This window comes from Stappia sp. TSB10GB4 (assembly GCF_900185745.1).
Classification (GTDB): Bacteria; Pseudomonadota; Alphaproteobacteria; order Rhizobiales; family Stappiaceae; genus Stappia.
Genome location: NZ_FYAV01000044.1, coordinates 39,484 through 66,095, shown reverse-complemented (window position 1 = coordinate 66,095; position 26,612 = coordinate 39,484). Strand labels below are relative to the sequence as shown.

At 64.1% G+C, this 26,612-nt stretch carries 23 protein-coding genes; 1 reads left to right on the top strand and 22 read right to left on the bottom strand.

Translation table 11 applies throughout. From position 1 onward, the window contains the following. Positions 1-244: 244 nt before the first annotated feature. From mgtA to TSB10GB4_RS09655, 10 genes are all read right to left on the bottom strand, one after another. Positions 245-2,788 (bottom strand): magnesium-translocating P-type ATPase, encoded by a 2,544-nt coding sequence (mgtA, locus tag TSB10GB4_RS09700; protein WP_186395582.1) that lies wholly within the window; start codon positions 2,786-2,788, stop codon positions 245-247. 29 nt (positions 2,789-2,817) lie between these two features. Next, on the bottom strand, positions 2,818-3,519 hold the full coding sequence (locus TSB10GB4_RS09695) for a VIT family protein (RefSeq protein WP_186395581.1): 702 nt from the start codon (positions 3,517-3,519) through the stop codon (positions 2,818-2,820). Between the two features lie 190 nt (positions 3,520-3,709). Next, on the bottom strand, positions 3,710-4,168 hold the full coding sequence (locus TSB10GB4_RS09690; protein ID WP_244570872.1) for a PTS sugar transporter subunit IIA: 459 nt from the start codon (positions 4,166-4,168) through the stop codon (positions 3,710-3,712). Between the two features lie 58 nt (positions 4,169-4,226). After that, complete coding sequence (locus tag TSB10GB4_RS09685) at positions 4,227-4,919, bottom strand: response regulator transcription factor (RefSeq protein WP_186395580.1); 693 nt, start codon at positions 4,917-4,919, stop codon at positions 4,227-4,229. Then, the gene (locus TSB10GB4_RS09680; RefSeq protein WP_186395579.1) at positions 4,919-7,636 is read right to left on the bottom strand and encodes a sensor histidine kinase KdpD; all 2,718 of its coding nucleotides are present in this window, start codon (positions 7,634-7,636) and stop codon (positions 4,919-4,921) included. Before TSB10GB4_RS09680 ends, TSB10GB4_RS09685 begins: the two co-directional genes overlap by 1 nt. 54 nt (positions 7,637-7,690) lie before the next feature. Further along, positions 7,691-8,242: a potassium-transporting ATPase subunit C gene (locus tag TSB10GB4_RS09675; RefSeq protein WP_186395578.1), complete on the bottom strand. Its 552-nt coding sequence runs from the start codon at positions 8,240-8,242 to the stop codon at positions 7,691-7,693. Between the two features lie 16 nt (positions 8,243-8,258). Beyond that, a complete protein-coding gene (kdpA, locus tag TSB10GB4_RS09670) occupies positions 8,259-9,941 on the bottom strand; it encodes a potassium-transporting ATPase subunit KdpA (RefSeq protein WP_186395577.1) in 1,683 nt (560 codons plus the stop codon). A 125-nt stretch (positions 9,942-10,066) separates the two neighbouring features. After that, positions 10,067-12,139 (bottom strand): potassium-transporting ATPase subunit KdpB, encoded by a 2,073-nt coding sequence (gene kdpB, locus TSB10GB4_RS09665; protein ID WP_186395576.1) that lies wholly within the window; start codon positions 12,137-12,139, stop codon positions 10,067-10,069. A 250-nt stretch (positions 12,140-12,389) separates the two neighbouring features. Continuing rightward, a complete protein-coding gene (gene kdpF / locus TSB10GB4_RS09660) occupies positions 12,390-12,479 on the bottom strand; it encodes a K(+)-transporting ATPase subunit F (protein ID WP_186395575.1) in 90 nt (29 codons plus the stop codon). Positions 12,480-12,784: 305 nt separating this feature from the next. Continuing rightward, positions 12,785-13,039, bottom strand: coding sequence for a hypothetical protein (locus tag TSB10GB4_RS09655; RefSeq protein WP_186395574.1), 255 nt, complete (start codon positions 13,037-13,039; stop codon positions 12,785-12,787). Here TSB10GB4_RS09655 and TSB10GB4_RS09650 point away from each other — a divergent pair. Beyond that, on the top strand, positions 13,029-13,169 hold the full coding sequence (locus TSB10GB4_RS09650; RefSeq protein ID WP_186395573.1) for a hypothetical protein: 141 nt from the start codon (positions 13,029-13,031) through the stop codon (positions 13,167-13,169). The genes TSB10GB4_RS09655 and TSB10GB4_RS09650 overlap by 11 nt on opposite strands. 32 nt (positions 13,170-13,201) lie before the next feature. Here the strand turns inward: TSB10GB4_RS09650 and TSB10GB4_RS09645 are convergent, their stop codons facing one another. From TSB10GB4_RS09645 to TSB10GB4_RS09590, 12 genes are all read right to left on the bottom strand, one after another. Beyond that, entirely contained in the window at positions 13,202-13,876 is a 675-nt protein-coding gene (locus TSB10GB4_RS09645) for a D-Ala-D-Ala carboxypeptidase family metallohydrolase (protein ID WP_186395572.1), read from the bottom strand. 68 nt (positions 13,877-13,944) lie between these two features. Beyond that, a complete protein-coding gene (locus tag TSB10GB4_RS09640; RefSeq protein WP_186395571.1) occupies positions 13,945-14,235 on the bottom strand; it encodes a DUF6127 family protein in 291 nt (96 codons plus the stop codon). Positions 14,236-14,258: 23 nt separating this feature from the next. Then, positions 14,259-15,557, bottom strand: coding sequence for a hypothetical protein (locus TSB10GB4_RS09635; protein ID WP_186395570.1), 1,299 nt, complete (start codon positions 15,555-15,557; stop codon positions 14,259-14,261). After that, a complete protein-coding gene (locus tag TSB10GB4_RS09630; RefSeq protein WP_186395569.1) occupies positions 15,557-18,856 on the bottom strand; it encodes a phage tail protein in 3,300 nt (1,099 codons plus the stop codon). The genes TSB10GB4_RS09635 and TSB10GB4_RS09630 overlap by 1 nt, the downstream gene beginning before the upstream one ends. Before the next feature lie 219 nt (positions 18,857-19,075). After that, positions 19,076-19,510 carry a C40 family peptidase gene (locus tag TSB10GB4_RS09625; protein ID WP_186395568.1) on the bottom strand — a complete coding sequence of 145 codons (435 nt, stop codon included), beginning with the start codon at positions 19,508-19,510 and terminating at the stop codon, positions 19,076-19,078. Next, positions 19,500-21,080, bottom strand: coding sequence for a DUF2163 domain-containing protein (locus TSB10GB4_RS09620; RefSeq protein ID WP_186395567.1), 1,581 nt, complete (start codon positions 21,078-21,080; stop codon positions 19,500-19,502). The genes TSB10GB4_RS09625 and TSB10GB4_RS09620 overlap by 11 nt, the downstream gene beginning before the upstream one ends. Then, the gene (locus tag TSB10GB4_RS09615) at positions 21,077-21,679 is read right to left on the bottom strand and encodes a DUF2460 domain-containing protein (protein WP_186395566.1); all 603 of its coding nucleotides are present in this window, start codon (positions 21,677-21,679) and stop codon (positions 21,077-21,079) included. Before TSB10GB4_RS09615 ends, TSB10GB4_RS09620 begins: the two co-directional genes overlap by 4 nt. 12 nt (positions 21,680-21,691) lie before the next feature. After that, on the bottom strand, positions 21,692-24,184 hold the full coding sequence (locus tag TSB10GB4_RS09610) for a phage tail tape measure C-terminal domain-containing protein (protein ID WP_186395565.1): 2,493 nt from the start codon (positions 24,182-24,184) through the stop codon (positions 21,692-21,694). Continuing rightward, on the bottom strand, positions 24,177-24,362 hold the full coding sequence (locus tag TSB10GB4_RS09605) for a hypothetical protein (protein WP_186395564.1): 186 nt from the start codon (positions 24,360-24,362) through the stop codon (positions 24,177-24,179). Before TSB10GB4_RS09605 ends, TSB10GB4_RS09610 begins: the two co-directional genes overlap by 8 nt. Positions 24,363-24,406: 44 nt before the next feature. Further along, entirely contained in the window at positions 24,407-24,856 is a 450-nt protein-coding gene (locus tag TSB10GB4_RS09600) for a hypothetical protein (protein ID WP_186395563.1), read from the bottom strand. Between the two features lie 10 nt (positions 24,857-24,866). Beyond that, positions 24,867-26,138, bottom strand: coding sequence for a phage tail tube protein (locus tag TSB10GB4_RS09595; RefSeq protein WP_186395562.1), 1,272 nt, complete (start codon positions 26,136-26,138; stop codon positions 24,867-24,869). Positions 26,139-26,160: 22 nt separating this feature from the next. Next, a complete protein-coding gene (locus TSB10GB4_RS09590; RefSeq protein ID WP_186395561.1) occupies positions 26,161-26,595 on the bottom strand; it encodes an acyl-CoA transferase in 435 nt (144 codons plus the stop codon). Positions 26,596-26,612: the final 17 nt, after the last annotated feature.

Below are 26,612 nucleotides of genomic sequence, written 5' to 3'. Positions count from 1 at the left end.
CGCCGTTTGATCTCTTCCAGAATCTTGCCGTGGATGGCACGGTAGCCGCACGCGTTCGCGTGTGCCAGGTGCCATTCGATCCGCTGATCAAGTGTAGGGTTCTTCGGCATCGGTGCGCCCGGTGCCATGTCGCGTTGATCTTGCCTATGGGCCGACTCCTACCCACGTTAGGCACCAGACTACGATGTATCGGCGTGAACGCCCACAGTTCTTAAGCGAAAAGAACTACCCATCTTCGCGGCTCTCAAGTCGATCGAAAGTACCACGTCTTCGTCACCTCAGTGGCTACGATGTATCCGGCGACGATCACAACCACGGCGGCGAGTTCCGTCGCCGATAACGGCACGAAGCCGAAAAGTGTACTCAGTTCACCAAGAAAGGGGATTGCGAAAGTCGCGACGGCCACAGCGAGGGTCGACCACAGGAGCAAGCGGCTCGGCCGGCTGTGAAAGGCGGGCTTGCGGGTGCGCAGGACCAGAACCACCGCCAGTTCGGTCATGAGTGAGATCATGAACCACGAGGTCTGGAACACCGCCTGGCCTGCCTGAAAGGCGTAGAGCAGGACGCCGAAGGTCAGCAGATCGAAAATCGAACTGATCAGCCCGAATACGATCATGAATTTCTGGATGTCCTTGACGTTCCACCGCTGGGGACGAAGCACCCGCTCCGGATCGACATTGTCGCTGGAGATCGCGAGCGAGGGCAGATCGGAGAGGAGGTTGTTCAGCAGGATCTGTTTGGCCGCCAGCGGCAGGAACGGCAACAGCGGCGTCGCCAGCGCCATGCTGATCATGTTGCCGAAATTGGCACTGGTCGTGATGGAGATGTATTTGAGCGTGTTGGCAAAGGTCCGCCTGCCGTCCTCGACACCCTGGCGCAGCACGTCCAGATCGCGGCTCAGCAGAATGATGTCGGCGCTCTCGCGCGCAACATCGACCGCCTCCTCGACCGAAATGCCGACATCGGCGGCGTGGAGAGCCGGCGCGTCATTGATCCCGTCTCCCATATAGCCGACGGAATGGCCGGTGCGCTGCAGGGCGCGGACGATGCGTTCCTTTTGCTGGGGGTCGATCTCGACGAAGAGATCGGTGCGCGGCGCGAGGTGCCACAGCGCTTCATCCTTCAGCGTCGCCAACTCCTCACCGGTCAGCATCGACGTCGCGTCCAGCCCTACGGCTTCGGCCATGTGGGCGGTGACGTGGCGGTTGTCGCCGCTGATCACCTTGATCGTGATGCCGAGCTGGGCGAGATCGCGGATCGTCCGTTTCGCTGCCGGCTTTGGTGGATCGAGGAAGACCAGAAAGCCGCGAAAGACCATGTCGCGCTCGTCCTCACGGTCGTAATCGGCCTGCGCGACGACGCTGCGGGTGGCGAGGGCCAGCACACGAAATCCCTGTTCGCCCTTTGCCTTAAACACTGCCTCCAACTCTGCCCTGGCGGCATCGTCCAGAGGCGCCCTCGCGCCGTCGCGGTCCACTCCCGTGCAGATGTCGAGCACGTTGGCGAACGCCCCCTTGGTGACGAACAGATGCTGGGCCGGTGCGGTATCTTCGGCCACGACGATCGTCAGCCGACGTCTCATGAAATCGTAGGGGATCTCGTCGATCTTGGTCAGACCACCAGTCGTCAAGCTGGCAGCCTCCCCCGCTGCCACGATCGCGGTGTCGAGCGGGTTCTCGATCCCGGTCTCGAAAGCCGCGTTAAGGAAGGCGAGCCGCCGAACCTCGTCGGAGGGACGGCTGGCGGTGTCCAGAACCTCGCTCAGCACGATGGTGCCCTCGGTCAGCGTGCCGGTCTTGTCGGTGCACAGGATGTCCATGCTGCCGAGGTTCTCGATGGCGTCGAGCCGCCGCACGATGACACCTCGCTTGCTCATGGCGCGTGCGCCGGCAGAGAGCGTCACGCTGATGATCGCCGGCAGGAGCTCTGGCGACAATCCGACCGCCAGTGCCACCGCGAACAGCAACGATTCGATCACCGGGCGGTCGAGCAGCAGGTTCACCGTCAACACAAACAGGACGATGACCACCATCACGCGGATGAGCAGATAACCGAACTGGCGCACGCCGCGGGCGAAGTCGGTCTCGGGCTGGCGAGCCCGTAGCCGGGCCGCGATCGCGCCGAACTCGGTGCGCCGTCCCGTCTTGACCGCGAGTACCTTGGCCGTGCCGCTGCGCACCGACGCGCCGAGAAACACGCAATTGGTCCGCTCCGTGATCGGCGCGTCCGCCCGGACAGTCCCCGGGCGTTTTTCGACTGGGAAGGATTCGCCGGTCATGCTCGCCTCGGTGACGAGAAAGTCAGCGGCTTCGATGATTACGCCGTCGGCGGGAATGAGATTGCCGGCTGACAGCAAGACGATGTCACCGGGCACGATCATGCTGACCGGGATCTCTTGCTCCGCCTCGTCGCGGATAACGCGGCAGGTCAGGGCAAGGCGCTTCTTCAACTCTTCAACAGCGGTCGAGGCCCGGTACTCCTGAAAAAAGCTCAGAAGCGCGCTGCCAATGACGATAGCCAGAATGATTCCAGCATCGATCCATTGCTGGAGCGCCAGCGAAATCGCCGCGGCGAATGCGAGGATGAGAACGAGCGGGCTTTGGAACTGACGGAGCAGGAGGCGCAGGGCGCTCAGTTGCGCCGCATCTTCGACGCTGTTGGGTCCGACAATAGTAAGTTGGGCCGCGGCTTGATCGGACGTCAGCCCGCCAAGGCTCGCGCCGATGGAAGCCGCTAATGCGGTCTGGTCCTGGCTCCAGTATGGAGCATCACCTTTTGCCTCGCCCATATACGGTTCCAGTCACCCAAAGCATGCAATCACACCACCGTACCGAAAATCGCCCCGATGCCCGCCGTCAGTGCCATCGCCAGAGCGCCCCAGAAGGTGACCCGCAGTGTTGCCCTTCCGATATTGGCGCCGCCAGCGCGCGCGCCGACAGCGCCGAGCAGCGCCAGAAACACGAGAGATGCGATCGAGACGCCCGCCACCAGCAATGAACGCGGCATCAGCAGGACCATGGCGAGCGGCATTGCGGCGCCAACCGCGAAAGTGGCTGCCGAGGTCAACGCCGCCTGGATTGGTCTAGCCGTGGTCACCTCCGAGATGCCGAGTTCGTCCCGTGCATGCGCACCCAACGCGTCTTTAGCCATCAGTTGGTCTGCGACCTGGTGGGCGAGTTCGGCCTCGACGCCGCGATCAATGTAGATGCGAGCCAGTTCCTCACGCTCGAACTCAGGCTGGCCCGCAAGCTCCGCACGTTCACGCGAAAGATCGGCCTGTTCGGTGTCTGACTGGGAGCTGACCGAGACGTACTCGCCCGCCGCCATTGACATGGCCCCGGCGACAAGGCCGGCAACCCCCGCGATCAGCACATCGGAGGTCGCGGCCGAAGCTGCCGCAACGCCGACGATCAGGCTGGCCGTCGAGACGATCCCATCATTGGCGCCGAGCACAGCCGCGCGCAGCCAGCCGATGCGGGAAACGAGATGGCTTTCCGGGTGGCGGTGAAGACGGGACACGGCTCATGCTTTCTTTGGCGAATTGTCATACGTTTTCGTAGGGTTCGCGAATGACCCCGATGCCCGCGATCCGTCCTAAGTTATGGACTGCCTGAGGTTAGAATATGTCGCTTGCCTCGCGGTGGCTGGCTCCTGAGTTCGCTGACGCGGCATGGCCGGATGCCGGCATCATCCTCGGTATAGAACGCTGCTATAGCTCAGCGTTCATCTGAATAAATGCTTCGTAGACGTGCTCCGAGTCGGTCGCGGACCTCATTGCCTTCACTATCTCGGACGACCTGAGTTGGCGTGTAATTGTCGACAGCAGTTTCAAATGCCGGTTCTGCTCGCCGGGCGGTGTGAGGATCAGGCAGACGAGGTCCACCGGATGTTCGTCGATCGCCTCGAATGCAACCGGTCGGCCCAGTCTGACAAGGAGCGTGAACGGCGAAACTATCCCGTTGACCGGCGCATGGGGAATCGCGATGCCGGCTCCGATTCCAGTCGACCCAAGGTTCTCCCGGCCTTGCAGCGCGGCGAGAACGTCATCCTCGTTGATGCCCAGAATGCCGGCCGCCTTGTTGGACAAGAACTGAAGCAGCTTTGTCTTTGATGAAGAAGCTACGTTGATGAGCACATCATCCCGCTTCATGACCTCAGAGATCTTCATACGTTCACTCGCTTCTACTCCCGCGCACTCGACAGTGTGCCGCGCTCTCTCATTGATATCATTCGGCTTCTCGCAGCCGGTAACCGACCCCCGTTTCCGTGGTGATGTATTGTGGTTCATTGGGGCTCGGCTCGATCTTCTGGCGCAGTTGTCGGACGTAGACGCGAAGGTACTGGACGTCGGTCGATCCAGCCCAGACATGATTGAGCAGATGCTGATGCGTGATGACCTTGCCCGCATGCTGAACGAGGACACGAAGGATGTCGTATTCCTTCGGCGAGAGTTTCACCTCCTTCTCGGCCATTCTGACAATCCGCTTGACGAGATCGACGGACAGATCGCCGGTCTGGAAGATCGGACGTTCACCCTGCTCTTGCAGTTTGTGGCGAAGGGCGACGCGGATGCGCGCGACCAGTTCCTTTGTTCCGAAAGGCTTTGTGACATAATCGTCAGCGCCGAGTTCCAGGGCCCTTACGATGCCGGGCTCGTCCGTACGGCTGGACAGGATGATGATCGGGAGATCGAGCAATTCGTTGCGCCACTTCGCCAGGAGTTCATGCCCTTGCAGGTCGGGTAAACCCAGGTCGAGGAGGATCAGGTCGGGCTGTCCACTTTCCACCTTCTCCATCGCGTCCCTGGCGTTGGTCGCTTCGACGATCGCGTAGCCTTCGGCGGTGAGACCGACTCGCAGCAGTTTCCGAATTGGTGGCTCATCATCGACCACAAGTATTTTTACGGAGGAATGTGTCATCACAACTCTTCCAGTCTTGGCGCGTCGTTCATGACCGGCATGCGGATGGTGAAAACGGCGCCGCTGCGATCCGTCCTGTTGTCGGCCATGATCGTTCCGCCCATCGCCTCGACAAAACCCTTGCAGATCGACAGACCCAGCCCTGTTCCGGCAAGGACATGATCTCGCTTGCGGGCGCGGTAGAAGCTGTCGAAAATCCGCTCAAGATCAGCTGCGGAGATGCCCGGTCCTTCGTCGAGGATCTGGATGGTCATCCACCGCCCGTCATCCCACGCGCGAATCTGGATCGTTGTATCTGGGGGGGCGTACTTGGCGGCGTTGTCGAACAGGTTGAACAGAACCTGCTCGAACAGCACTGGGTCGACCTTGAGCATCGGCAAGCTGGACGGAATGCTCGTGACTGTCTTGTGCCGCGACATGATTTTGCTTGCCCGGCGCAGCGCCGCGCCGACAAGGTCGTCCAGATACTGGATTGATGCGTTGGGCGCCATCGCTCCGGTCTCGATCCTGGACATGTCCAGAAGATTGGCGATGAACCTGTTGAGGCGTTCGGATTCGTCAACGACTGTTGCGAGCAGGTCGGTGCGATCAGCCTCCGACATTGCGCTAGCATAGTCCCTTAGAGTGCCCGCCGCGCCAAGAATGGACGCAAGCGGTGTCTTGAGATCGTGCGAGATAGAGGAGAGCAGCGCCGAGCGGAGCTTGTCGGCCTCGGCCGCCAGCTTGGCCTTGTCGACGTCGGCAACGAGCTGAATGCGTTCGATGGCAAGCGCCGCCTGGTCGGCCAGCGCATCGAACAGGCGCTGCTGCTCGGGTGTGAGCAACAGGCCTTCCTTGTCATTGTCCAGTCCAACGACGCCGACTGGCGTGCTTCCGGTAATCAACGGCAGATAGAGGCGCTTGGCGCCGGGCAGCGTGTCGGCTCCGCGGCCGGCAGGTCGGTTGTGCTCCCAAGCCCACCGCGCAGCGGCTATATCGGCGTCGACAAGCGTATCGTCAGGTGGATAGCCAGCTCTCACTGCGACCGTGCCGTTCTCAGGAAGCAGGATGACGACCCGCACATTCAGCATCGACGCCATCTGGTAAGCCGTAGCCCACAGCACGTCTTCCAGCGCGCCGGCCCCAGCAAGCTTGCGGCTGAACGAAAAGAGGGCCTCGGTCGCGCGCGCTCTTGCCTTGGCCGCCACAGCCTGCGCCTGCGCCTGCGCAGCGACATTCGATACGATGACTGCGACGATCGCGAAGAAGACGACCGCAATGATCTCTCTCGGACGAGAAATGAAAAATGTATAGTAAGGATCGGTGAAGAAAAAATTGTAGGCGAGAGCCGATACCATGCTCGCATAAAGAGACGGCCAGAGCCCATAACGAACAGACACGGCGACCACGGCCGTAATAAACACAAGGGCGATAGGCTCAACTCCTATCCATGGCCAAAGCAGCTTACCGATTACGCTCGCGACGGATACGATCAGCGTGGAATTCGCATAAACTCTCCATTCGAACTTCGGTCGATGAAAGGCGACTGCTACAGAACTTCTGGAAATGCTGGCGTCAGTGTCCGTTTCCCCGGCTACAACGTGGACACTGATGTTACCGGCCCGGCGCACAAGCTCGTGCACCACCGAACCATGCCAGATCTCGAACCAACGTGATCGTCTACTCTTTCCGATGACGATATGGGTGATGTTATTTGTTTGCGCGTAGGCGATGATGTCCTCGGCGACACGACGATTTCCGCCGGGGATAGTAATCGCATCACCCTCAAGGCTCTGGGCCAACCGTAGAACTGCGGCAACGCGATCCCGCTCATCGTCGGCCAGTTGCAGATGCCGCCGACCCTCGACATAAAGCGCCGTCCATGGTGCGTGCAGCCGATCGGCCAAACGCTTGGCATAGCGAACCAGACCCGCAGAGCGCCGATCATCGCTGATGCACACTAGAATGCGTTCGCCTGCGGGCCAGGGTCCCTTGATGGCGCCGGCACGCATTTCTGACAACAACTGCTGATCGACCCGCTGCGCCGTTCGTCGCAATGCGATTTCACGCAGAGCGGTGAGATTGCCCGGAGAAAAGTAATTCTCTATTGCACGCTTGGCTGTCTTGGGAAGGTAGACCTTGCCTTCCTTTAGGCGCTTGATCAGATCACTCGGGGTCAGGTCGACGATCTCGACGTCGTTAGCCCTATCTATGATCGAATCCGGAACCGTTTCACGAACCCGGATGCGGGTGATCTGCGCGACCACGTCATTGAGACTTTCGACATGCTGGATGTTGAGAGTCGTGTAAACATCGATGCCCCGGTCCAGGATTTCGAGGACGTCGAGATAGCGTTTGGGGTGACGGCTGCCGGGGGCGTTGGTATGAGCCAGTTCGTCGACCAGCACGAGCTGCGGACGTCGCTCAAGTACGGCGTCGAGGTCCATTTCTTCTAGATGCTGCCCCTTGTACGAAACCTTCGCTCGCGGGATGATTTCGAAGCCTTGAAGCAGCGCCTCGGTCTCTTCGCGTCCGTGCGTCTCCACCACGCCAATGACGACGTCGTCACCATCGCTCTTCCGGGCGCGGCCAGACATCAGCATCTCGTAGGTCTTGCCGACGCCGGGAGCCGCGCCCAGAAATATCTTGAGACGGCCTCGCGTCTCCTGCATCGCCTTTTCGAGCAGGGCTTCTGGCGAAGGTCGCAAGCTGTCGTCTCTAAGATCGTCAGAACTCATCTTCACATCTCGGTACATCTGGCGTCATACATCTGGAACGGCGCTTCACCGCTCTTACAACCTGTCGAGCGCGAGGTTGAGCTCGAGGACGTTGACAATGCGGTCTCGTGTCAGAATACCGCCCGGCGTGAACGCGGCGCTGCGGACCAAGGCTTCAATTCGGGACCGGTCGATGCTGCGGGCCTCAGCGACCCGAACGACCTGATACAGAGCACCCGCTTCGGAGATATGTGGGTCTAGCCCTGCGCCAGATGCCGCAGCGAGATCAGCAGGCAGGAGATTCCCGGGGGTAGCGCCATAGCGCTCCACCATATCCCGCCCCCGGTCTGCGACATCTGTGCTTGTCGGAGACCAATTGCTGCCGCCAGCGCCAGCGCCATCATAGTCCACGGCCGAGGGCCGGGGCCAGAAATATTCAGGTCGGGTAAACGCTTGCGCTACCTGACGGCTTCCGATGACCGTGCCGTCCTCGCTCGTGAAGAGCGAGCCATTGGCCGTATGCGGCGAGATTGCCTGCGCCAATGCCCAAACGGCGGTGGCATAGCCGGCGACGCAGATCAGCATCGTCGCCGCCGCAATTCGTATGCTTGCAAGAAAAGATTGCATGGTTCGGGTCTCCGGATCAGTTCATGAACATGACGTGCTCAGCAATCGGCCCGAGCGTCGCTGCTGGGAAGAAGGTGAGCGCGCCAATGACGACGATGGTCGACGCAAGCATGGTGGCAAAGACGCCGCCCTCGACGCTGAGGGTCCCTGCCGACTCCGCGCTGCGGCGCTTGGCCGAGAGAGAACCGACGATGGCCAGCGGCAGGATGATCGGGATGAACCGCGCGAGCAGCATCACGATAGCTGTTGCGATGTTCCAGGGCACGGTGTCATCCCCAAGACCCTCGAAGCCGGAGCCGTTGTTGGCGCTGGCGGAAGAGAACTCGTAGAGGATCTCGCTGAAACCGTGCGGGCCGACATTGTTGAGAGTGTCTGCGCCCCACGGCGTCGCCGCGAAAATCGCCGTGCCGCCCAGGATGAACAGGCCGTGGGCGAGCAGCGCAAACAGGGCGAGCTTGACTTCTCGTGCCTCGACGCGCCAGCCGAGATACTCAGGCGTGCGGCCGATCATCATGCCTGCCAGGAAGACGCCGACTACAATGTAGAGGAACATGTTGATCATGCCGACGCCGACGCCGCCGAAGGTTGCATTGAGCCACATTCCGACCATTGGCATCAGGCCGGTCATCGGATTGAGGCTATCGTGCATGGAGCCGACCGACCCGTTGGAGGTCGAGGTGGTCAGCACGGACCAGAGAGGCCCGCCGGTCGCTCCGAACCGCAGTTCCTTTCCTTCGAGATTGCCGACATTCTGCTCTATCGGCAGGTTGGCGAAGGCCTGGGTGGGAGCAGCCTCGAAGTAGACCGCACCGGTGATCTTGACAGCGATGAAGGCAAGCATCACCGCAAAGATCACTGCGGAGTGACGCATCCGGCCGATGATCCGGCCAAACATCCACACGCACGCCATCGGGATCAGGATGATGGCGACCATTTCGATCATGTTGGTCCAGAAGGTCGGGTTCTCCAGCGGATGTGTCGAGTTGGGGCCGAAGAAGCCACCCCCATTGGTGCCAAGCTGCTTGATCGAGACGAAGGCCGCAACGGGGCCGCGGGCGATCGTCTGCTGCACGCTTTCGAGCGTCGTCACGACGGCCGCGCCATCGAACGTCATCGGCACACCACCCAGGACCAGCAGGATGGCGAACACAAAGGCGACCGGAAGCAGGACGAGGAAGGACGCGCGCTGTACGTCAACGAAGAAGTTGCCGAGCGGGCGGCCGGCCAGTCCACGGGCCAAGGCCGCGAGCGCGGCGACACCGGTGGCAGCCGACACGAACTGGAGCCACATCAGACCGCCGAGCTGAGATAAGTAACTGAGAGAAACCTCACCCGAATAGTGCTGGAGATTGGTGTTCGTGGTGAAGGAGGCCGCCGTGTTGAAGATCAGGTCGGCGTGCAGCGCCTCCTTGCCATCCGGATTCAACGGCAGATGCTGTTGGAGCGCCAGAATGCCGTACACGATCACGAACATGACCACATTGAAGGCCAACATGGCGAGTATGTAACGCTTCCAGTCCTGATCCTGCGTCGCCAGGGGGCCGCCGACTGCCCGGAAGGCACGGTTCTTCCAACCGGCAATTCCGGAGGATGGATCGTTCGGGTCCATCGCCCATTTCATGTAACGGCCGAGCGGCCATGAGAGGAGCGCCGTGCCTCCAACGATGAGAACGACCAAGAGAATGGATTGGGTCAGCATCGAACTGTCTCCGACATCGCTGGAAGGTCAGGCCCGATCAATGGCGTGAGTCATCACGAGCAAGAGCCCGAAGACCGCCAGACCGAGTACGAGATAGAGAAGGGTCATGTCCTGAACTCCTGTGATCAAGCGAGGCCAATGGCCGTGATGGCCACGTCGATCACCTTGATGCCGATGAAGGGTGCGATGAGGCCGCCGAGACCGTAAATGAGAAGGTTGCGCTTCAGGAGTCTGTCCGCGCCGATCGCCTTGTAGGCGACGCCTTTGAGCGAGAGCGGAATAAGCGCAATGATGATGAGCGCGTTGAAGATGATCGCCGACAGGATGGCGCTTTGCGGAGTCGCCAGACCCATGATGTTGAGAGCGCTCAGTTGCGGATAGAGCGCGATGAACATCGCCGGCACGATGGCGAAATATTTGGCAACGTCGTTGGCGATGGAGAAGGTGGTCAGCGCGCCGCGTGTCATCAGGAGCTGCTTGCCGATCTCGACGATCTCGATGAGCTTCGTCGGATCGGAATCGAGATCGACCATGTTGCCGGCTTCGCGCGCAGCGACCGTTCCTGTGTTCATCGCGACGCCGACATCAGCCTGAGCAAGTGCCGGTGCGTCGTTGGTGCCGTCGCCGCACATGGCGACGAGCTTGCCCTTGGCCTGTTCCTCACGGATCAGGGTGAGTTTGTTTTCCGGGGTTGCCTCAGCGAGGAAATCGTCGACGCCGGCTTCTGCGGCGATTGCGGCCGCGGTCATCGGGTTGTCGCCGGTGATCATGACCGTACGGATGCCCATCCTGCGTAGCTCGGCGAAGCGTTCGCGAATGCCGCCCTTGACGATGTCTTTCAGGTGCAGGACGCCGAGAAGCCTGCCGTCCTTGACGACGGCCAGAGGCGTCCCTCCAGTCTTCGCTATGTCGTTCGCAATTGCCTCCAACTCACGTTTGCTATCCGCAGTCGTGCGGGTAGAACCGTTCGCGGCGGAGATCTGCTCGATGTACTTTAGGACGGCGTCAACCGCACCCTTGCGGATCGAGGAGCCGTCGAAGTCGACGCCACTCATTCGGCTTTGGGCTGTGAACGGCACGAACGTAGCGTTGAGAGACCGCATGTCGCGACCGCGGATTCCGTACTTCTCCTTGGCCAGCACGACGATCGATCGGCCCTCTGGCGTCTCGTCGGCGAGCGAAGCCAGTTGCGCCGCATCCGCCAGTTCCTGTTCGGTGACGCCCTTGACGGCACGGAATTCCGTGGCCTGCCGATTGCCGAGGGTAATCGTGCCGGTCTTGTCGAGAAGCAATGTGTCGATGTCACCGGCCGCCTCGACGGCGCGGCCAGACATTGCGAGCACGTTGAAGCGCACGAGGCGATCCATGCCGGCGATGCCGATCGCCGACAGCAGCGCGCCGATCGTGGTCGGGATCAGCGTAACGAACAGCGCCACCAGAACGATCACCGGAATGGAGCCGCCGGCATAGGCGGCGAAGGCGGGGATGGTTGCGGTCGCGAGGACGAAGATCAGGGTCAACCCGGCGAGCAGGACGTTCAACGCGATTTCGTTGGGCGTCTTCTGGCGCTCTGCCCCCTCGACCAGCGAAATCATGCGGTCGATGAAAGTCGATCCAGCGGCAGCCGTGATCTTCACCTTGATCCAGTCGGAGAGAACCTGCGTTCCGCCGGTCACGGCCGAGCGGTCGCCGCCCGACTCGCGGATCACGGGCGCGGATTCACCGGTTATGGCCGCCTCGTTGACGGAGGCGATTCCCTCGATGATCTCGCCGTCCGACGGGATGATGTCGCCAGCCTCAACCAATACCACATCACCCACCTTCAGACTCGTGCCTGGCACCAGCTTGACGCTGTCGCTGCTGCCATTGCTCAGCAGCTTGGCCTGCGTCTCGGTACGCGAGCGCCGAAGCGAATCTGCCTGCGCCTTGCCGCGCCCTTCGGCGACTGCTTCGGCGAAGTTCGCGAACAAGACCGTGAACCATAGCCAAAGGATGATCTGGAAGGAAAAGCCGAGATCGCCTGCGCTGGTTGCGACGTCCTTGAGAAAGAGGACGGTCGTCAGCACAGAGACGACGGCGACGACGAACATCACCGGGTTCTTCACCAGCGTACCCGGATCGAGTTTTCTGAATGCGCCCCCAATGGCGGGAACGAGGATGCGAGTATCGAAGATGCTCGCCGACTTAGACTGGCTCATGAGAGACTCCAGCGTTGATATTCTCAATGTCGACCAAAGCTTGTTCGCCCCGAGGGAAGAACTGAGTCAGTAGCCAGACGACGAGTACGATCGACAGCATCACCAGCGTCATGGCGAGGAGAATGTCCGACGCTCGAAGAGGCCTTGCGGCCGTCATGTGCTCTGACATGAAGCCGGAGGACTTGCGGAGTTCACCAATGCGCCGACAGAGGGCCCACACCGAATTCCATCGGACCGACCCTTGGCCACTTCAGAAGCGCTCAGGGCGCAGCAGCGCGTAGATGAGGTAGGCCGCGATGAACAACGTCACCGTACCGCCCAGCACGTAGTCGATGGTCATTTCCGCACCTCTTGTTTCCCAGGAAGGCTCCAGATCAGCCCCATCCTGTGCCCGTTCGCCCGTCGTATGTTCAAGTAAATGGCAAGGATCACGCCCGTCTGTCCTCGAAGTGTTTCGGGAACGGTTACTGATGTGACCAAGAATATGACGCTAAACCGCATAAAGGTTCGAGAGAGGCGGGAAGGCAAAGAAATAAAAATCCTATATAGATTTTGCCTTGGGGATGAGCGGCAGGCATCTCCGCCTCGGGCGGCGCCCGGTTGGCCCGCGCGCAGTTCAAGAATTCTTGCCGATCCGGCAACAGATCATGAAACGCAGAGCCGAGCCTGATCGCGCATGACGCTGTAGTCGGCGAGCATTTCGGCAATGGCCGATCTCTCCGGAAGCATCCCAAGTTCCTCGGCCGCGCGCGCCTCGAATTTTTGGTTGTATTCCGCCACGGCGGGACAAGCGGCAACGATGCGTGGCTCAGAACCGACCGTCGCGCAGCCGGTCAGCGAGATCGTCGCGATCGCGAGGGCGGCGAGCCGCAGCGTCGAGCATCTGGCGTTGGACATCATTGACATTCTCCGTGGTTTCAAGGCGTTCGGCGAGGCGGCCAGCGCGCTCGCCGGAACGCCGGAGCGCGAGCAGGAACAGAAGCACCGCAAGTGCGATGGCGCCGTAGCGCAGGGCGGCTCGGCTCCATGAGCTAGCGGCGATCCCGGTGAACAGAGCGGCGATCATCGCTGCCCCCTCTTCCAGTCATCGATGCGGGCGTAGATCGCGACCGCGATGCCGGCGAGGGCCACGGCGATGAACACCCAGCGCAGCGTGTCGAGGTATGGCACGAGCGGCAGGACAGCGGACTGGGTCTCGGCCAGGACGTTCTGCGCGACCTCGGTTCCAGCCGCGCCCACAGTCGCAACACCGGCTGCACCGCTGCCCTTTAACGTGCGACTCTCAGACAGCACCTCGCGCGCGGGCGGCGTCTCCATGGCGAAGGCCGCCTCGCGGACTGGGAACCGCTCACCCCACTGCCGAGCGGGCCCAAGGTCGATATGCATGAAGCCTGACCGCGGATAGAAGCCGAAGCCCCTGAAGCCGACCGCACGGGCCGCCTCTTCGAAGGCGGCCGGGTCATGGTTGGTCATGGCGATGTCGAAGGCCATGCCGTCGAGATGCTTCGAGTGCGGCGCGCCGCCGACGGCGCGGTTGTGCGCCGGGCTGCGGTAGGCCGAGCGAACGATCAGCGGCTTGCCCAGCCGATCGCGAAGGGCTTGCAGCTTGTCGAGCGCCTCCTCGTGGATGCGCAAGCTACCGCTGCCCCGACAGGCGATCTCCGCCGGAGAGAAGTTCTTCCAGCGCCAGGCGCCCTCGGGCACGTCGCGCCAGTGGTTGAAGGTGGTTGTCGTCATAAGTGATCTCCGGGCACAAAAAAACCCGCCGAACGGCGGGTTGGTGGGTTGAGAATCGGAAGCGGCGGTCAGGGACCGTTGCCAAACAGCTTCAGCTTGATGGCGATGCCGGCCATGAGGGCGAGCAGGACGCCGGTGGTGATGATGCGAACGGCAGTCTGCACGGCCGTCTGCCTGGCCAGCCGAAACCCGGCCAGTAGCGATCGCAGATCGCGGATGTCCTCGGCGGCGTCCGTCCCGTCGAGCCCGACCTCATGCAGAGCGCGACGCGCGCCGGTCTCGGCGGCACGTTCGAGCAGCGCCTCGAACTCGTCGCTCGGTAGGCTGATCAGTCTGCCGATGTCGCGTTTTCGGTCCATGGGTGCGGTCCTCGGCTGGTGCTTCAGACGACCAGCGTGCCGGCAAGCGTAAAGCCGATATCGGCAAGGGTTGCGTCCGGCGTTGCGGGGGCGACGACGCTGAGAACGTCACCCGGCTCCAGCACGGTTTCGGTGGCGGCAATGAGATCGGCGACGGTTCCTGCCGCGGCGAAGCGCATGGTGGCGAAGCTCGTTCCGTTGCGCCGGATGTCGAAGTCCGTCTGCGCAGTGGCCGCCACTCCCGCGACGCCCTGACTGCCGGCAAGATCGACCTTCATCCGCGTGCGCCGGGCGATCGGTACCCGCATGAGGATCTCATCGGCGCTCGGCTGACCCATCTTGAACCCGGTCAGATCGGCTGGTGGGTCGGCGGCATCCTGGGTTTCGACCACCTCAATGGCGAACCAGGTACGCGCCCCGGCGAGGATGGAGTTCCAGTTGTTGTTGGTGAAGTTCACCCGAAGCTGGAAATAGTCTCCTTCGACCACGGGCAGGACCGCGGAGAAGGTCGAGAAGTCGTTGTTGGTGTAGCCGGACGAGCCCTGGCGCACGGTGTAGGGCGCGGCTCCGATCGGCTCTCCGGCGCCGTTCTTGTCGAAGGTCAGATAAACGCCACCGGTGGTGGCGCTCGCCTTCATGGCGATAGAGCCGAGAAGCCTAACCTTGGTGATGCCGGAGCCAGCGGGGATCGTCAGACGCTCGGGCGTCCCTCCGGCCCAGAAGCCTTCGCTGTCATAGACGGCCGCCTGCCACGGGATCTGGATCGGCGGGCTGACAGTGGCGATGTCGGTCGTGCGCTGCACGAGAGCGCCCCGAAACGGCAACAGCGCCCGCTGGAAGATGCCGACGCCCGTCGCACCCCAGAGCGCGCCATCGAACTGGAGAACGTCGCTGGCGACAGCGCCGCCGGCGGCCACATCGGTCAGGTCATTAAGTGCGCCAGCGCCGCCGCCGACCCCGAAGAGATCGCTGCCATTGCCCTGCACCAGCACGGTGGCGCCGGGCACGATGATGACCTCCGCGCCCGAACCCGGGTACTTGGCCCGGACCTCCTGACCGCCGCCGGTCGCGTTCCTGATCGCGAGCCGGCGATGGTTGGCCGGCAGCGTCAGGACGCGCGCCGCCGTCAGAGTGCCGGTGAGTGCGATCAGGCCGTTGCGGTTCGCCTGCGTGCTGGTCAGCGCCACGTTGGCGTCGGCCATGGCCAGCGACAGAGCCCGGTTCATGGCATTGTCGAGGGCATCGACCGCATCGTTGATCGTGACTTCTTTCTGGTTCTGGGCGGCGGCGACATGGGTCACGGCCAGATTGGGGCTGGGCATCAGGCAATCTCCGAGGTGACAGCGCGCGGGAAGCCACGACCCGCGACCGCGCTCAGTTGATAGACGGCTACGGACAGAGCAGCCGGCACGACGCCGAAGTCGGCCAGGATGTCGGCATTGGCGTAGACGACGCTGGGGCTCGCCGAGGCGAGCGTACGCTTCACCGCACCGCCGGGACCATCGAGGATGTCGACCTCATAGGCCTCGCTCGCCTCACCGAGGGGAACAAGACCGGTCCCGTCCTTCAGCTCACCGCCAATGCGCGTGCGGCGAACCCAGGACAGGGTGATGTTCGCTGGGGCGCCGCTCGGGGTCGCGCGCACATTCCACGGCGCATAGGGTTTGAGGTCGCGGCCGCCGTGGCTCTGGACGAGCGTCTCGGCATCCTCGAACAGTGTGCCGAAGCCGACGGCGCGCCAGGATCGCGGCAGCCCAAGATCACCGAGCGCCGTGACCAGCGTCTCGACATCGTCGGGATCAAGCAGCGCGAAGACCTCACCTGCCGCATGGCCATCGACGAAGACGTCCGTGCCGCGTCGGCCGCGCAGCAAGCCGGTGAGCGTGTAGGAGCCATCAGGGTTCAGCGTGACCTGGCGGAACTGGATGATCTCCGGCTCGCCATTGGTTTTCAGCACGAGGGCCGCGTTGGCGCCGTTGACGAGGGCCTCCTGCGTGACGCTCTCCAGCCGCTCGCCGCCGGTGGTCATGAAGACGGTGAGGCTATTTTCCTCATCGGTGCTGAAGGACGAGCGCGGCGCTCCCAGCGCATTCGCCGTGGCGCCCCAGGCGGCCTCGCTCAAGGCCCGCCCGGCTTGCGCCCAGGCCGATCCGTCAGCGCTGCGATAGAGGGCAGCGCCCGGCCAGCCCGGACCGCCGAACCCCGCCATCAGATAGTAAACCCGCGAGCCCGCACCGCCCGCATCATCGACATCGCGCAGAAGCGGCAGGTCGGGCAGGATAAGCCGCGTGGCGGCGTTCGCGCCCACCAGCTGGGCGGGTTTGCCCGAGCCGCCATCGGCGATGACAGACGATACATAGGTGGCGGCGGTCTCCGAGACGCCCTTCACCGCGAGCGAGAAATCCGCGCCGACATCGAGCCGGTTGATCCGCGTCCGGAAGGTCGAACCAGTGGCGAACACCACATCCACCACATCGGTCGGATCGAGCCGGAGCCAGTCTGGCGGCAGCTCTGCTTCGTAGGCGCTGCGCTCGATCCAGGCGCTGTAGAGCGTCTTGGCGGCGATGCGCTTGGCCGTTGTGGCGTCGATGGCGAGCGCCAGCTCGAGGCTCGCCTGATTGCGCGAATGCATGGTGGGCAGCGGCAGTGATCCGCGTTTCTCGCTCTGCGTGCCCTGTTGATAGTCGGCGTCCCGGTCCATGTAGATGACGGCGACGCGCTCGGGCAGCTCGACCTCCTGCGTGCGGCGCTCGCGCCAGCTTTCGCCCGTCTGGCTGTCGAGCGGCACGAGATATTCGGCCGGGATCGTTGCGACCGGCGTGCGCCCGCGGTTGCGGAACTGCAGGGTGTCATCGCTCTCGGCCGCATCGAAGAAATAGGCCTGCGCCAGAGGCTCGATCGATCCGCGCACGGTGGTCTGCCGGCCAATCACATAGCCGGGCACGGATGGCGTGAGCTCGGCGACGTCAATGTCGGCGAGCCCGAGGCCGGCGCGTCCGCAGAGATCGGCGACGATGGATGACAGCGCCTCGCCCTCGCCACCGCCGCGATTGAGGAACAGCCGGGCCCAGCCGCTACTGCCGCGCACCAGATGGGTGTCGGTGACGGCGTCGTAGACCTGTGCGCCCTGTTCACTGACCGCACCCGGCCAGATTTCATTGAGCACGATGGCGCCCGTCGCCGTGTCGAGCTGGACGACGCGCGTCGAGCGCATCAGCGTCCAGCGCTGGCCCCGCAAGCGGCTCTGGCCGAAGAACGGGCCCTCGTAGTTGATCTTGTGCGGGACGGCCGTCTTCCAGACGATGCCGGTGTCGGCGCGCCACTTGATCGCATAGATCGTACCGGCCGAGCTGCCGTTCGACATCGTGATCTGGAAGATGACGCTGTCGTCGGTGGCGTCGTAGGTCAGTCCGCCCGCATCGCTGTAGAACCCGGTCGCGCCAGCTTCGATCTGCGCAGGCGTGAAGCTCGCCACTTTTTCAAACGTGACGCCGAGCGATTGGCCGGTGAGACTGTCATACTGCGCGAAGGCCGAAACCCGGATGCGGTAGAGCCCGAGGCTGGTGTGGTTCAGACTGCTCGACGTCGCGCTCGCCAGGATCCAGCCATCGCCGTAACCCTCGCCGACGGCGCCGCCGATTGCGCCCCGAACGCGAGATTCCGTCACCGTCTGGCCGGCGCCCCAGACGTAGCCCATGCTGTCGGCGCGCAAGAGTCCGATGTCGTTGAACAGCGAGCCGGTCAGCAGGAAATCGACGCGACCGGACGGCCCATAGGCCGAGATCATTCCCAGCCAGGTCGTCGTCACGAAGCGGGTCGTGGTGTTGGACAGGCCGGTGCTGGTGAAGCCGAAGCGGCCGACTTCCTTCAGCGCGTTCGGCTCGACCCGGATGATCGGCCGCGAGTTGCCTGAGCCGACGGTCAGGTAGAGGTGACCGTCCTCGCCGCAGAACAGCGTGCTCGGGAAATTGTTGGGCGTGACGGCGGCAACGTCCGTCATCCGCGCCTGACGGTCCTCCGCCATGGTGCGCAGATTGAAACGCCGGATGCCGGCGGCTTCGGCGTTGCTGCTCGACGAGACGAAGTAGCCGTAGCCGCGTCGCCAATCGATCGCGAGGTCGCTGATCTGGTAGGACCCGAAATAGCCGCCTTCGCCCGTCGTGATGAAGTCCAGGAGCTGATAGGGCTGCTGCGCGGCGCGCCGATAGGTGATCTCCGCCGTGATGTTCGGGATGCGATTGCCGAAGTCTGCGAGCGCCAGATCCTCGAAGACGATGACGCAGAGCCCGCGATGGGCCGGTGCGCGACCGGCGCCCACATCAGCTTCGATCAGCGGATCCGGCAATTGGCTCTCGCTGCCGCGATGAAAACGGAAGCGCAGGTTTTGCTTGGCGACGTCCGGGCTCGATCCAGTCTTGTCGTAGATCAGCTTGCCGTCGGCCCAGATGCGCAGCACGTCCTCGGCCGGGCCCTCGCCGAAGCTGAGCGCGAAAGACGCGAAATAGGAATAGCTGATCGAGGTCTGGGTGCTGCGCCCGCCGCCGCCTTTGCCGCCGGAGCGAGTGCGGGTGACGTTCTGCTGTTCGCGGATCCCGGACGACCAGATCATGTTGCCGGCCATGCGCAGCGTGCCGAAGCCGATCGGGATCGATGCGCCATAGGCGGAGGACGAGACGGTCAGATCGCCGAGCCGCGGACCCTCGGTGGTGACGTTCTGGCCCTTGGCGGGAAACAAGAGGCTGCCTACGACGGAGCCCACCAGCCAGCCGGCCTGCCAGCCGAGACCGACGGCGGAGCCGAGCGCGGCGCCACCTACTGCGACGAGGATGGCCATGAGAAATCAGGATCCGGATTGGCGAAAGCGAAAGGCGAATTTGATTTTTGCCGGCCATTCGCCGGCATAGGGCTCTTCGATCACCTGCCTGCGGGTCGCATGGGCGTGCAGCAGATGAGGATGGCCGAGCCGCTCGGTCAGGAAGCCGCAGTGACAGGGATAGGCCTGATCGGCGAAGACGAGCACGTCACCGGGCTGGGCCTCAGGGATGGAGACGCCGTCCATGTTGCCCCGGAAATGTTCGACGAAACCCTGTCCCTGAGCGCGGCGGCTGTAGCCGGTACTGTCATAGTCAGACAGGTGCAGCGCATGTGCGACGCAAACCACCAACCCGACGCAGTCGATGCCGGAGTGCGTCCGCCCCTGATGCCGCCAGGGCACGCCGAGCCAGCCGCGCGCTTCTGCGATGATCCTCTCGGGCGTGATGATCTCAACGGGCATCGGGATAGCTCATCATGGCGTCCTGCCCCGGCACGTAAGGCTCGCCGCGGAAGTTGAGGACGTTGGCAAAGCGGGCGATGCAGGTGTCGAGGCGCTTGTCGCAGCCGGGATGGATGCGGAAGAGGTCGCCGACCCGGATCGCATAGCCCATGGGCAGGAACAGCTCGACGCGGCCCGTCGCTTGGGTCCACGCCTTCACCTCGATCGAGCGTGCGGCATTGGGCCCGCTCTCCCAGGTCAGCACGCCGCCGGCGAACCAGCCGTCACTCGCGCGCGGCTCGTCGATCGTAGCCGTGAACACCGCCCGGTCGACGACATCGGTGACGATGCCGGCCCGACTCCAGGACTCCATGGCCTCAAACACGGCCGTTCCGTCGGTGGTCTGCTGGCCGACGGAAGTGTCATAGGCTGTCTGGTCAGCAGCCGTCGTACCCGCACCGACGCAGCGGTAGACGCGATTCTCAAACACGGTCGCTGTGCCGACGCCTGTCGTCGTGTCGGTGAAGAAGCCGCTGACGGCGTCGAGCGCGACATTGCACACCGAGCCGCTGACCCTCGTACCGTTGAAGATCACGCGCAGCTGCCGCGTGCCCGAGGGAACCAGCGCGTCGGCGACCTGGCGGAGCGTCCAGACGCCGGTCATCGCCTCATTGCCGGTGTCGAGCGGTGTGGCCAGCACAGCGCCCAATTCATCGAGCAACTGCACGCGCAGCCGTCCCTGATCGACGGTGTTGCCGCCGCCATTGGCCCGCCAGCCGCCCACGGTCAGGCGGTAGTCGCCGGCATCGAGGATGGGCTCATCGAGAACATGGGAGAGATCGACGGTCTGACGCAGCTCGAAGCCGGCGACATTGCCGCCTTCAAGAAAATGCGTGCCGGTCTTCGGCCCGAGCGCGCCGCTCGTGGTCTTGGCGGCTGCCGAACCGGAGGCGACGGTCCAGCCGGAGAGATTGCCTGCGTCGAAGCCAGGATTGACGAAGGGAATGCCGATCGTCGTGAGCGCCGATGAGGTTCGTACTCGGACGGTATCGCCGACGGCGTAGGACGTCGATCGCTGGATCTCGGGCGGGTGGATCGGCACCTTGCAACGCGGGTCGCCGAGATCGGCGCGGCATTCCGGGCTGTAAAGCTCGCCGAGGCGCTGGGAGAGCGCCTGCGTCATGCCGCGCAGCTCTGTGCGGAAAACGCCTTGCTCGGTCAGCACCACCTCGCCAAACCAGCCGCGGCGCATGCGAAGCGCCCCCATCGACGGATCGGCCCAGTTGACGAGGAAGATGCGCACCTCCGCCTGATCAAAGAGACCCGCGCGCAGCTCCTCCTCGGTGATGGCCTCGTCATCGAACACGCCCTCTACGTCGAGATTGTCGACGCTGAGGCTCGCATCATTGGCGATCGCCGTGCGCGAATAGCCGGAGCTCGCCTTATAAACATCGCCATCGAAGACGAGGTCGCGGTCGTGATCGGTAAAGAAGAACTCGCGCCCGTCGATGCGCGTGATGCGCCAGCAGGTGGCGAGCGTGGTCACCGGCCCCGCCAGGTGGGTGGCGAGCGCTGTCGATGTTGACTTCATGGGCGGATCTCCAGCACCGGGATCTGGCCCCAGCTGCCGAGCTGATAGGTCTCGATGGTGATGTCCATCTGATCGCTGTCGAAGCGAACCGGCACGTCGAACTCGAAATCCGCCGTCACCTGAACGCCGGACGCCGGCGCGGTCGTGAAGGTCACGAGCCCTGTCGCCGTGTTCACCGTCCAGCCCGTGACCGCCTCGACGCCGTCGCGGTAGATCTTGACCGTGCCAGGAACCGGCTTGGCGATGATGCGGCTCTCGATCTCGCCGCCGCTCGCATAGCGCCTGACGAGCTGGAAGGTCTTGTTGGCGCCATCGCCGATGCCCAGCACCTGCGCGAACGCCTGGTAGTCGGTCCAGTCCTTGAAGCGGAAGCCATAGGCGCGGCCCTTGCGGGCGCGGAAGAAGGCGATCAGCGCCGCGACCTGCTCGCGCTTCTTGAGGCCATGCGCGACGTTCCATTTGCCTCGCGCGGCGGCCCAGTTGGCATTGCGGCGCTCGTGCCCCGACACGGTCGTCACCACGGTCGTCGAATATCCCGGTCCGCCCGACGCCCCGTAGGAGATGTCGGGCGGGAACTGCACCTCGTGAAATCCGCTCATCGCTCATGTCCGTCAAAGATTGCGCCGCGCCCGTTCCATGGCGCGGGCGGCGTCGGCGGCGATCTGGCCTTGCGCATAGCGGAAGCTGTTGGCGTCAGGCGTCGAGATGTTCATCACCACATTGACGGGCGGGCGCGTCTCGCGGGCCGAACCCATCGCTGCGAGCTGGGAGCGCGACAGCACCATCTCGCCCCGCTGCAGGATGGCGGGCACCTCGTCGGGACGAAGACCCGCCATGCCGCCGCCATGCAGGCGCGGCGCACCGGCAAAAGCGAACGCCGGGACGAGCCGCTGCGGCGCAGGAGCGCCGACGATGCCGCCCGCGTGGAAGATGCCCGACAGGATGCCGCCGCCCCCGCCGAACAGATTGCCGAAGAGCCCGCCGCCGCTCCCCATGCCGCCGAGCGCGTTGGCGAGGGGCCCAAGGATCGCCGAGCGCAGCGCAATGCGCGTGATATCGGCCAGAATGCTGTCGGCGAGCGCCTTGAAGTCGAACTTGCCGGTGGTCACGAACTTGGCGACGGCGTCCTCGGCCGACCGGAAAGCGCTGGTGAGCGCATTGCCGAGGCCCTTGCCCCAGTTCGCGGCTTCTTCTGCATAGCGTGCGAGCTCGTCCCTGACGGCGGCCCAGCCCGTTGCAGCTTCGTCAGCCGCCGCCTTGATTTCCCGGCCGGCCTCGCGACTTGCCGCGGCGGCGCGCCCTGCCGAGCCTCTGCCGCCCGCTCCATCACCTGCCTCATCGCCACTGTCACCAATCGCGCCGAACGCCGTGTCAAGCCGCTCCGTCGCCGCAGCAGCCTCATCGATCTCGGAGTTCGCCCCGGCCATCGCCTCGCGGAGCGCAGCGACCGACTCCAGCGGCGCACCGGCAAGTTCACCAAGTGCACTCGCGGTTTCACGGGCGCTTGTCGCGGCGCGACGGGCATCCTCCGCGAAGGCGGAAAATCCGAGATCCGGAACGCGAAATGCATCGGTCTCGAAGGCGGCCGCGAAGGCGTCGCGCGCAGCCGCGCCAGCGCCTTCGGCCGCGCCCGCAAATTGGTTTTCGATCCGGCCGAGATCGATATCCGGAACGAGTCTGATTTCGGTCTCGATGCCGATCGCTGAAAGCGCGGCGCCAATTCCCTGCACCAGGCCGTTGATGCCGCGCGTGGCTCCGTTCAGCATCCATTCGACGGCGGCGATCAGCGCATTGGCCGCCCGGATGGCAAAGTCGCCGATCGCTGCCGGGAGTCGGCTCCAGATCGCCACCATGGCGTCGAACGCGCCCTGGAAGACGTTGACGGTCCGATTGCCGAATGCGACGACGGCATCGAGGGCGCCTTGCAGCGCGTCGGCGACGTTCGCCTGAATGCCGAGCCAGGCTGCGGCGATCCGGTTCTTCAGCACCTCGACGAGCAGACCGATCCGGTCCCACACTTCACGCGCCACATCGCCCAGCAGATTGAGCGCCGCGCCGAAGCCGCCAGTCGCCTGCACGAGCCGCCCGAACTGATAGATCAGCTCACCCGCCGCCACGACCAGCACGCCGATGCCGGTGCGAATGATCGCGCCGCGCAGGAAAACGAGCGCAGTGGCAAGACCACGCACCGAGACGGCGGCCACCACCATGCTGGCGACGAAGCGCCCCGCCATGAGCCCGACGAAGGCGGCGGCGATCGAGGCTAGCCGTCCAAGATTGTCGAACAGAAGCCGAATGGCCTGCCCGAGCGGCCCGGTGGCGCGCGCCATGGCAGCGAGCGCGTCGGCGACGGCTTCGAGCGCCGGGGCCGCCGCCACCGCGAGCTGGTTGGACACCCCGCGCCAGATCAGACCGAGGCGAGAGATAGCGTCATTGGTGCGCTCGATCTGGGCCGCGTCCTGTTGCGACACCACGACCCCGAAGTCCCGCACGTCCTGCGTCGCCGTCCTGAGCGTCGCCGTGTCGATGCGCAGGAAGGTGAGCGCGGCGCGATCGCCGAAGAGCTGGGAGGCGACCGCCGCACGCTCGGCCTCGGGCACGTAGCGGGCGAGAGCCTCCTGGATGGCGGCGATGCGCTGGTCGAGGGGAAGGCGCTGCAGTTCCTGAGAGGTGAGCCTCAGACGTTCGAGCGCGCCGACCGCGGCTCCGGTTCCGGCTGCTGCCTGGCTCAGGCGCCGGGTCAGTTGGATGGTCGCCTGTTCGATCTCGCCCATGGAGACGCCGGCAAGATCACCGGCGCGCTCCAGCACCTGGATACTCTCGACCGTCGTGCCGAGTGAGGCGGCAAGCTTGGCCTGATTGTCGATGACCTGCAGGCCGGGGCGGATCATCGCCGCTGCGCCCGCTGCAAACGCTGCTGCAGCCGCAGCGGCGGCGATCTGTACCCGCCGATAGAAAGCAGCGACCCGCGTGTTCGCCGCATCCATCTCGCGCGACAGGCGCCGCATGCCCTGTTCGCCCGCATCGCCGATGCCCTGCAGCTCGGCGCGCACCTCGCGGCCGCCGACGACGGCAAGGCGCACGGACACCCTTTTCTCAGCCATCGTGTTCAGCCTTCAATTGCGCATTGAGGCCGCGCACCATCATTGCCTCGATGTCCGGCAAGAGCTCCGCGCAGATAAGTGTGTTGAGCCCGAGCGCCTCGGCCATCGCGAGGGCGGCGCTCATGTCGAGCCCCAGGACCGCGCCGGGTATGGCGCGCAGCTGGCCGGTGAGCCGCAAGGCGAGATCCCAGACCTGCCAGCCCTCGATCGTGACGGGGCGGTTCAGGACGGCTGGGCACTCGCCGCAGGTGCGTCCGCGGCTGACATGGCAGGATCGGCAATACTGGTCACCCCCGCTGAAATGCCATTCGGCAAGGGCGCGGAGCCGTTTTTTTCTTCATCCAGCAGCAGACCCTTCGAGACGTAGCGCAGCTGGAAGGCTTCAAAGAGCGGCAGGATATCAAGCAGCGCATCGATCCCTTCCGGATTGACCGGAACGGGATTTCCGTCTGCATCGCCGACGCCCTCCCAGTCTTCGACAACAAGCCGCGCGAGCGCCTTGGCCATCACAACCGCGATGGTTTCGTTCGATGCCCCCTCCGGCAGGCTGGTGACGGCCGGATCGCTGCGTGCGGCCGCCATGAGTGCGGTGGTCAGTGGCCCCACGCGCAGGCGCACGCCGTGGCCGAGGTCGAGCCAGCGCGGCTCGCGCGAGAGATCAAGACGGATCATGGGATTTTCCTCATGCGTAGCTAGTGACGTCGTTAAGGAGATGCGCGCGCAGCATCGTGCCCTCGCTGTCGTCGAAGGCGGCGCGCCAGTCGAAACTCGCCTCGACCCCGCCGGGGCCGGAGACGGCGTATTTGGGTTTGGGCAGGAAGACGCGCGGCAGCTCGAAGCGGAGCGCATAGTCCTCGGGGAAAGTGAAGCCGTAATCGAGTGTGACGGGATCGCCATTGGCGGCCTCGGCGACCAGCGTCGCGCCGTCGAAGCGCACCGACATCGAGCCTTCGGCGGACGCGAAGGTCGGATCGGCCGCCTCGATCTTGCCGTCCTCGCGGATCACCCGCACCCGTTCGAGATTATTCGAGAAGGTGAGACTGCCGCCGGTGACACCCGCCAGCGCAGATCCGCCACGCCGGATGAACCCACGCCCCTGACTGAAGCGGCGCAGCGAGAAAGCGTCAGGACTACCGTCGACCGTCGCGGAGAAACGCTCCTCGCCCTGCGCCACCAGCTGCAGACGGGCATTGGCCGGTCCCTCCTGGCCCATCTCGAAATTGAGGCTCTCCATCACCGTGCCGAGATGGCGGAAGAAGACCGGGGTCGTCAGCTTCGGGTGGCCGATCTCGATCGTGTAGCTCGGGATGTCGTCGGCGCCGCTCTCCCAGACATGGGCATAGCCGCCACCGGTCAGCGTCGGGCCGGACACGCTCGCCGCGGATGCTGCAAAGGTGAAGCTGTTGCCAGTCGGGCCGGCCGTGTCGAACACGATCACGAGCGTCTGGGTGCTCGTCGGCCGGGACCAGGTGCATTTGGCGATCTCGGCATCGGCCGAGGCGTTGAGATCGTCGACCAGTTGATCGAGGGTCTGAGTGACCGTCGTCTGGATTTCCGTCTCGTCGCCCGATGGCGTCCCGGAGACGAAAGTCCAGACGGTACTATTGAGCGTGATCGTGTCGCCGGGCGACGGATTGGCCGCGAAGGAAATCGAGCCAGAGGCATTGACCGGCGTCGTCACGGGGTCGCCGAACATGCCGGTCAGCCAGAAGCCGGTGCCGCGCAGGTCGAACGGGATATCGATCTGCCCCTCGTCGGTGATGAGGCCGCGATAAGGATCCTGCGCGTTTCGCCCCCGTCCCAGCAGCGGGTCGTCACCGAGCGGCTGGGCCGAGGAGAGATCGGTCGATTTGAAGTCGAGGCTTCGATAGCCGGTAAGCGGCGCCACCCCATAGCTTGCCTCCCGGCAAGCCTTGAGCGTGGCGTCCGCGCCGTAAGCGCGTACCTTGGGCATGGATAACTCCTGTTCCTGAAGATCAGTCGCTGAGCGGATCGCTCACCAGGTATTCGACCGTGACGACGAGCCGGGCGGTCAGGACCGGGGCCGCCCCCTCGATCGCCAGCGCTCCGGTTTCCGGCGCCGACGGCGTCAGGTTCTCGGCGAAACCGCCGAGGGAGGGATCGATCCTGAGCGCCGCACCGATCGATCCGAGCAACGTGTCGAGCGCCGCTTCGCCTCCGCCCGTCGGATCGCGGGGCACATAGACCTCGATCTCGACCCGGTGGGCGTAGAACTCCGTGCGCGGATTGAGCGTCACGTCCGGCTCGCCCGGATCGCCGTCGCGCAGGATGACGAGACCGGCTGCCAGCACCTTCTCGGGAAGGACCTCATTTCGACGCACGTTCCCGGCCAACGCGTTGTCGAGCGTCTGGAAGAGGGCTCCGAGGATGGCTTCACGGCGGCTGGACACTGGTTCTCCTCAGGCTT

What these genes read in the sequence shown, in the direction of transcription:
- TSB10GB4_RS09600 (WP_186395563.1), bottom strand. Translation starts at nt 24,856, where the DNA reads ATGATCCGTCTTGATCTCTCGCGCGAGCCGCGCTGGCTCGACCTCGGC.
- TSB10GB4_RS09595 (WP_186395562.1), bottom strand. Translation starts at nt 26,138, where the DNA reads ATGCCCAAGGTACGCGCTTACGGCGCGGACGCCACGCTCAAGGCTTGC.
- TSB10GB4_RS09610 (WP_186395565.1), bottom strand. Translation starts at nt 24,184, where the DNA reads ATGGCTGAGAAAAGGGTGTCCGTGCGCCTTGCCGTCGTCGGCGGCCGC.
- TSB10GB4_RS09690 (WP_244570872.1), bottom strand. Translation starts at nt 4,168, where the DNA reads ATGAAGATCTCTGAGGTCATGAAGCGGGATGATGTGCTCATCAACGTA.
- TSB10GB4_RS09630 (WP_186395569.1), bottom strand. Translation starts at nt 18,856, where the DNA reads ATGGCCGGCAACATGATCTGGTCGTCCGGGATCCGCGAACAGCAGAAC.
- TSB10GB4_RS09615 (WP_186395566.1), bottom strand. Translation starts at nt 21,679, where the DNA reads ATGAGCGGATTTCACGAGGTGCAGTTCCCGCCCGACATCTCCTACGGG.
- kdpA (WP_186395577.1), bottom strand. Translation starts at nt 9,941, where the DNA reads ATGCTGACCCAATCCATTCTCTTGGTCGTTCTCATCGTTGGAGGCACG.
- kdpF (WP_186395575.1), bottom strand. Translation starts at nt 12,479, where the DNA reads ATGACCATCGACTACGTGCTGGGCGGTACGGTGACGTTGTTCATCGCG.
- TSB10GB4_RS09620 (WP_186395567.1), bottom strand. Translation starts at nt 21,080, where the DNA reads ATGAAGTCAACATCGACAGCGCTCGCCACCCACCTGGCGGGGCCGGTG.
- TSB10GB4_RS09680 (WP_186395579.1), bottom strand. Translation starts at nt 7,636, where the DNA reads ATGAGTTCTGACGATCTTAGAGACGACAGCTTGCGACCTTCGCCAGAA.
- mgtA (WP_186395582.1), bottom strand. Translation starts at nt 2,788, where the DNA reads ATGGGCGAGGCAAAAGGTGATGCTCCATACTGGAGCCAGGACCAGACC.
- TSB10GB4_RS09635 (WP_186395570.1), bottom strand. Translation starts at nt 15,557, where the DNA reads ATGCCCAGCCCCAATCTGGCCGTGACCCATGTCGCCGCCGCCCAGAAC.
- TSB10GB4_RS09685 (WP_186395580.1), bottom strand. Translation starts at nt 4,919, where the DNA reads ATGACACATTCCTCCGTAAAAATACTTGTGGTCGATGATGAGCCACCA.
- TSB10GB4_RS09655 (WP_186395574.1), bottom strand. Translation starts at nt 13,039, where the DNA reads ATGATGTCCAACGCCAGATGCTCGACGCTGCGGCTCGCCGCCCTCGCG.
- TSB10GB4_RS09675 (WP_186395578.1), bottom strand. Translation starts at nt 8,242, where the DNA reads ATGCAATCTTTTCTTGCAAGCATACGAATTGCGGCGGCGACGATGCTG.
- kdpB (WP_186395576.1), bottom strand. Translation starts at nt 12,139, where the DNA reads ATGAGCCAGTCTAAGTCGGCGAGCATCTTCGATACTCGCATCCTCGTT.
- TSB10GB4_RS09640 (WP_186395571.1), bottom strand. Translation starts at nt 14,235, where the DNA reads ATGGACCGAAAACGCGACATCGGCAGACTGATCAGCCTACCGAGCGAC.
- TSB10GB4_RS09625 (WP_186395568.1), bottom strand. Translation starts at nt 19,510, where the DNA reads ATGCCCGTTGAGATCATCACGCCCGAGAGGATCATCGCAGAAGCGCGC.
- TSB10GB4_RS09645 (WP_186395572.1), bottom strand. Translation starts at nt 13,876, where the DNA reads ATGACGACAACCACCTTCAACCACTGGCGCGACGTGCCCGAGGGCGCC.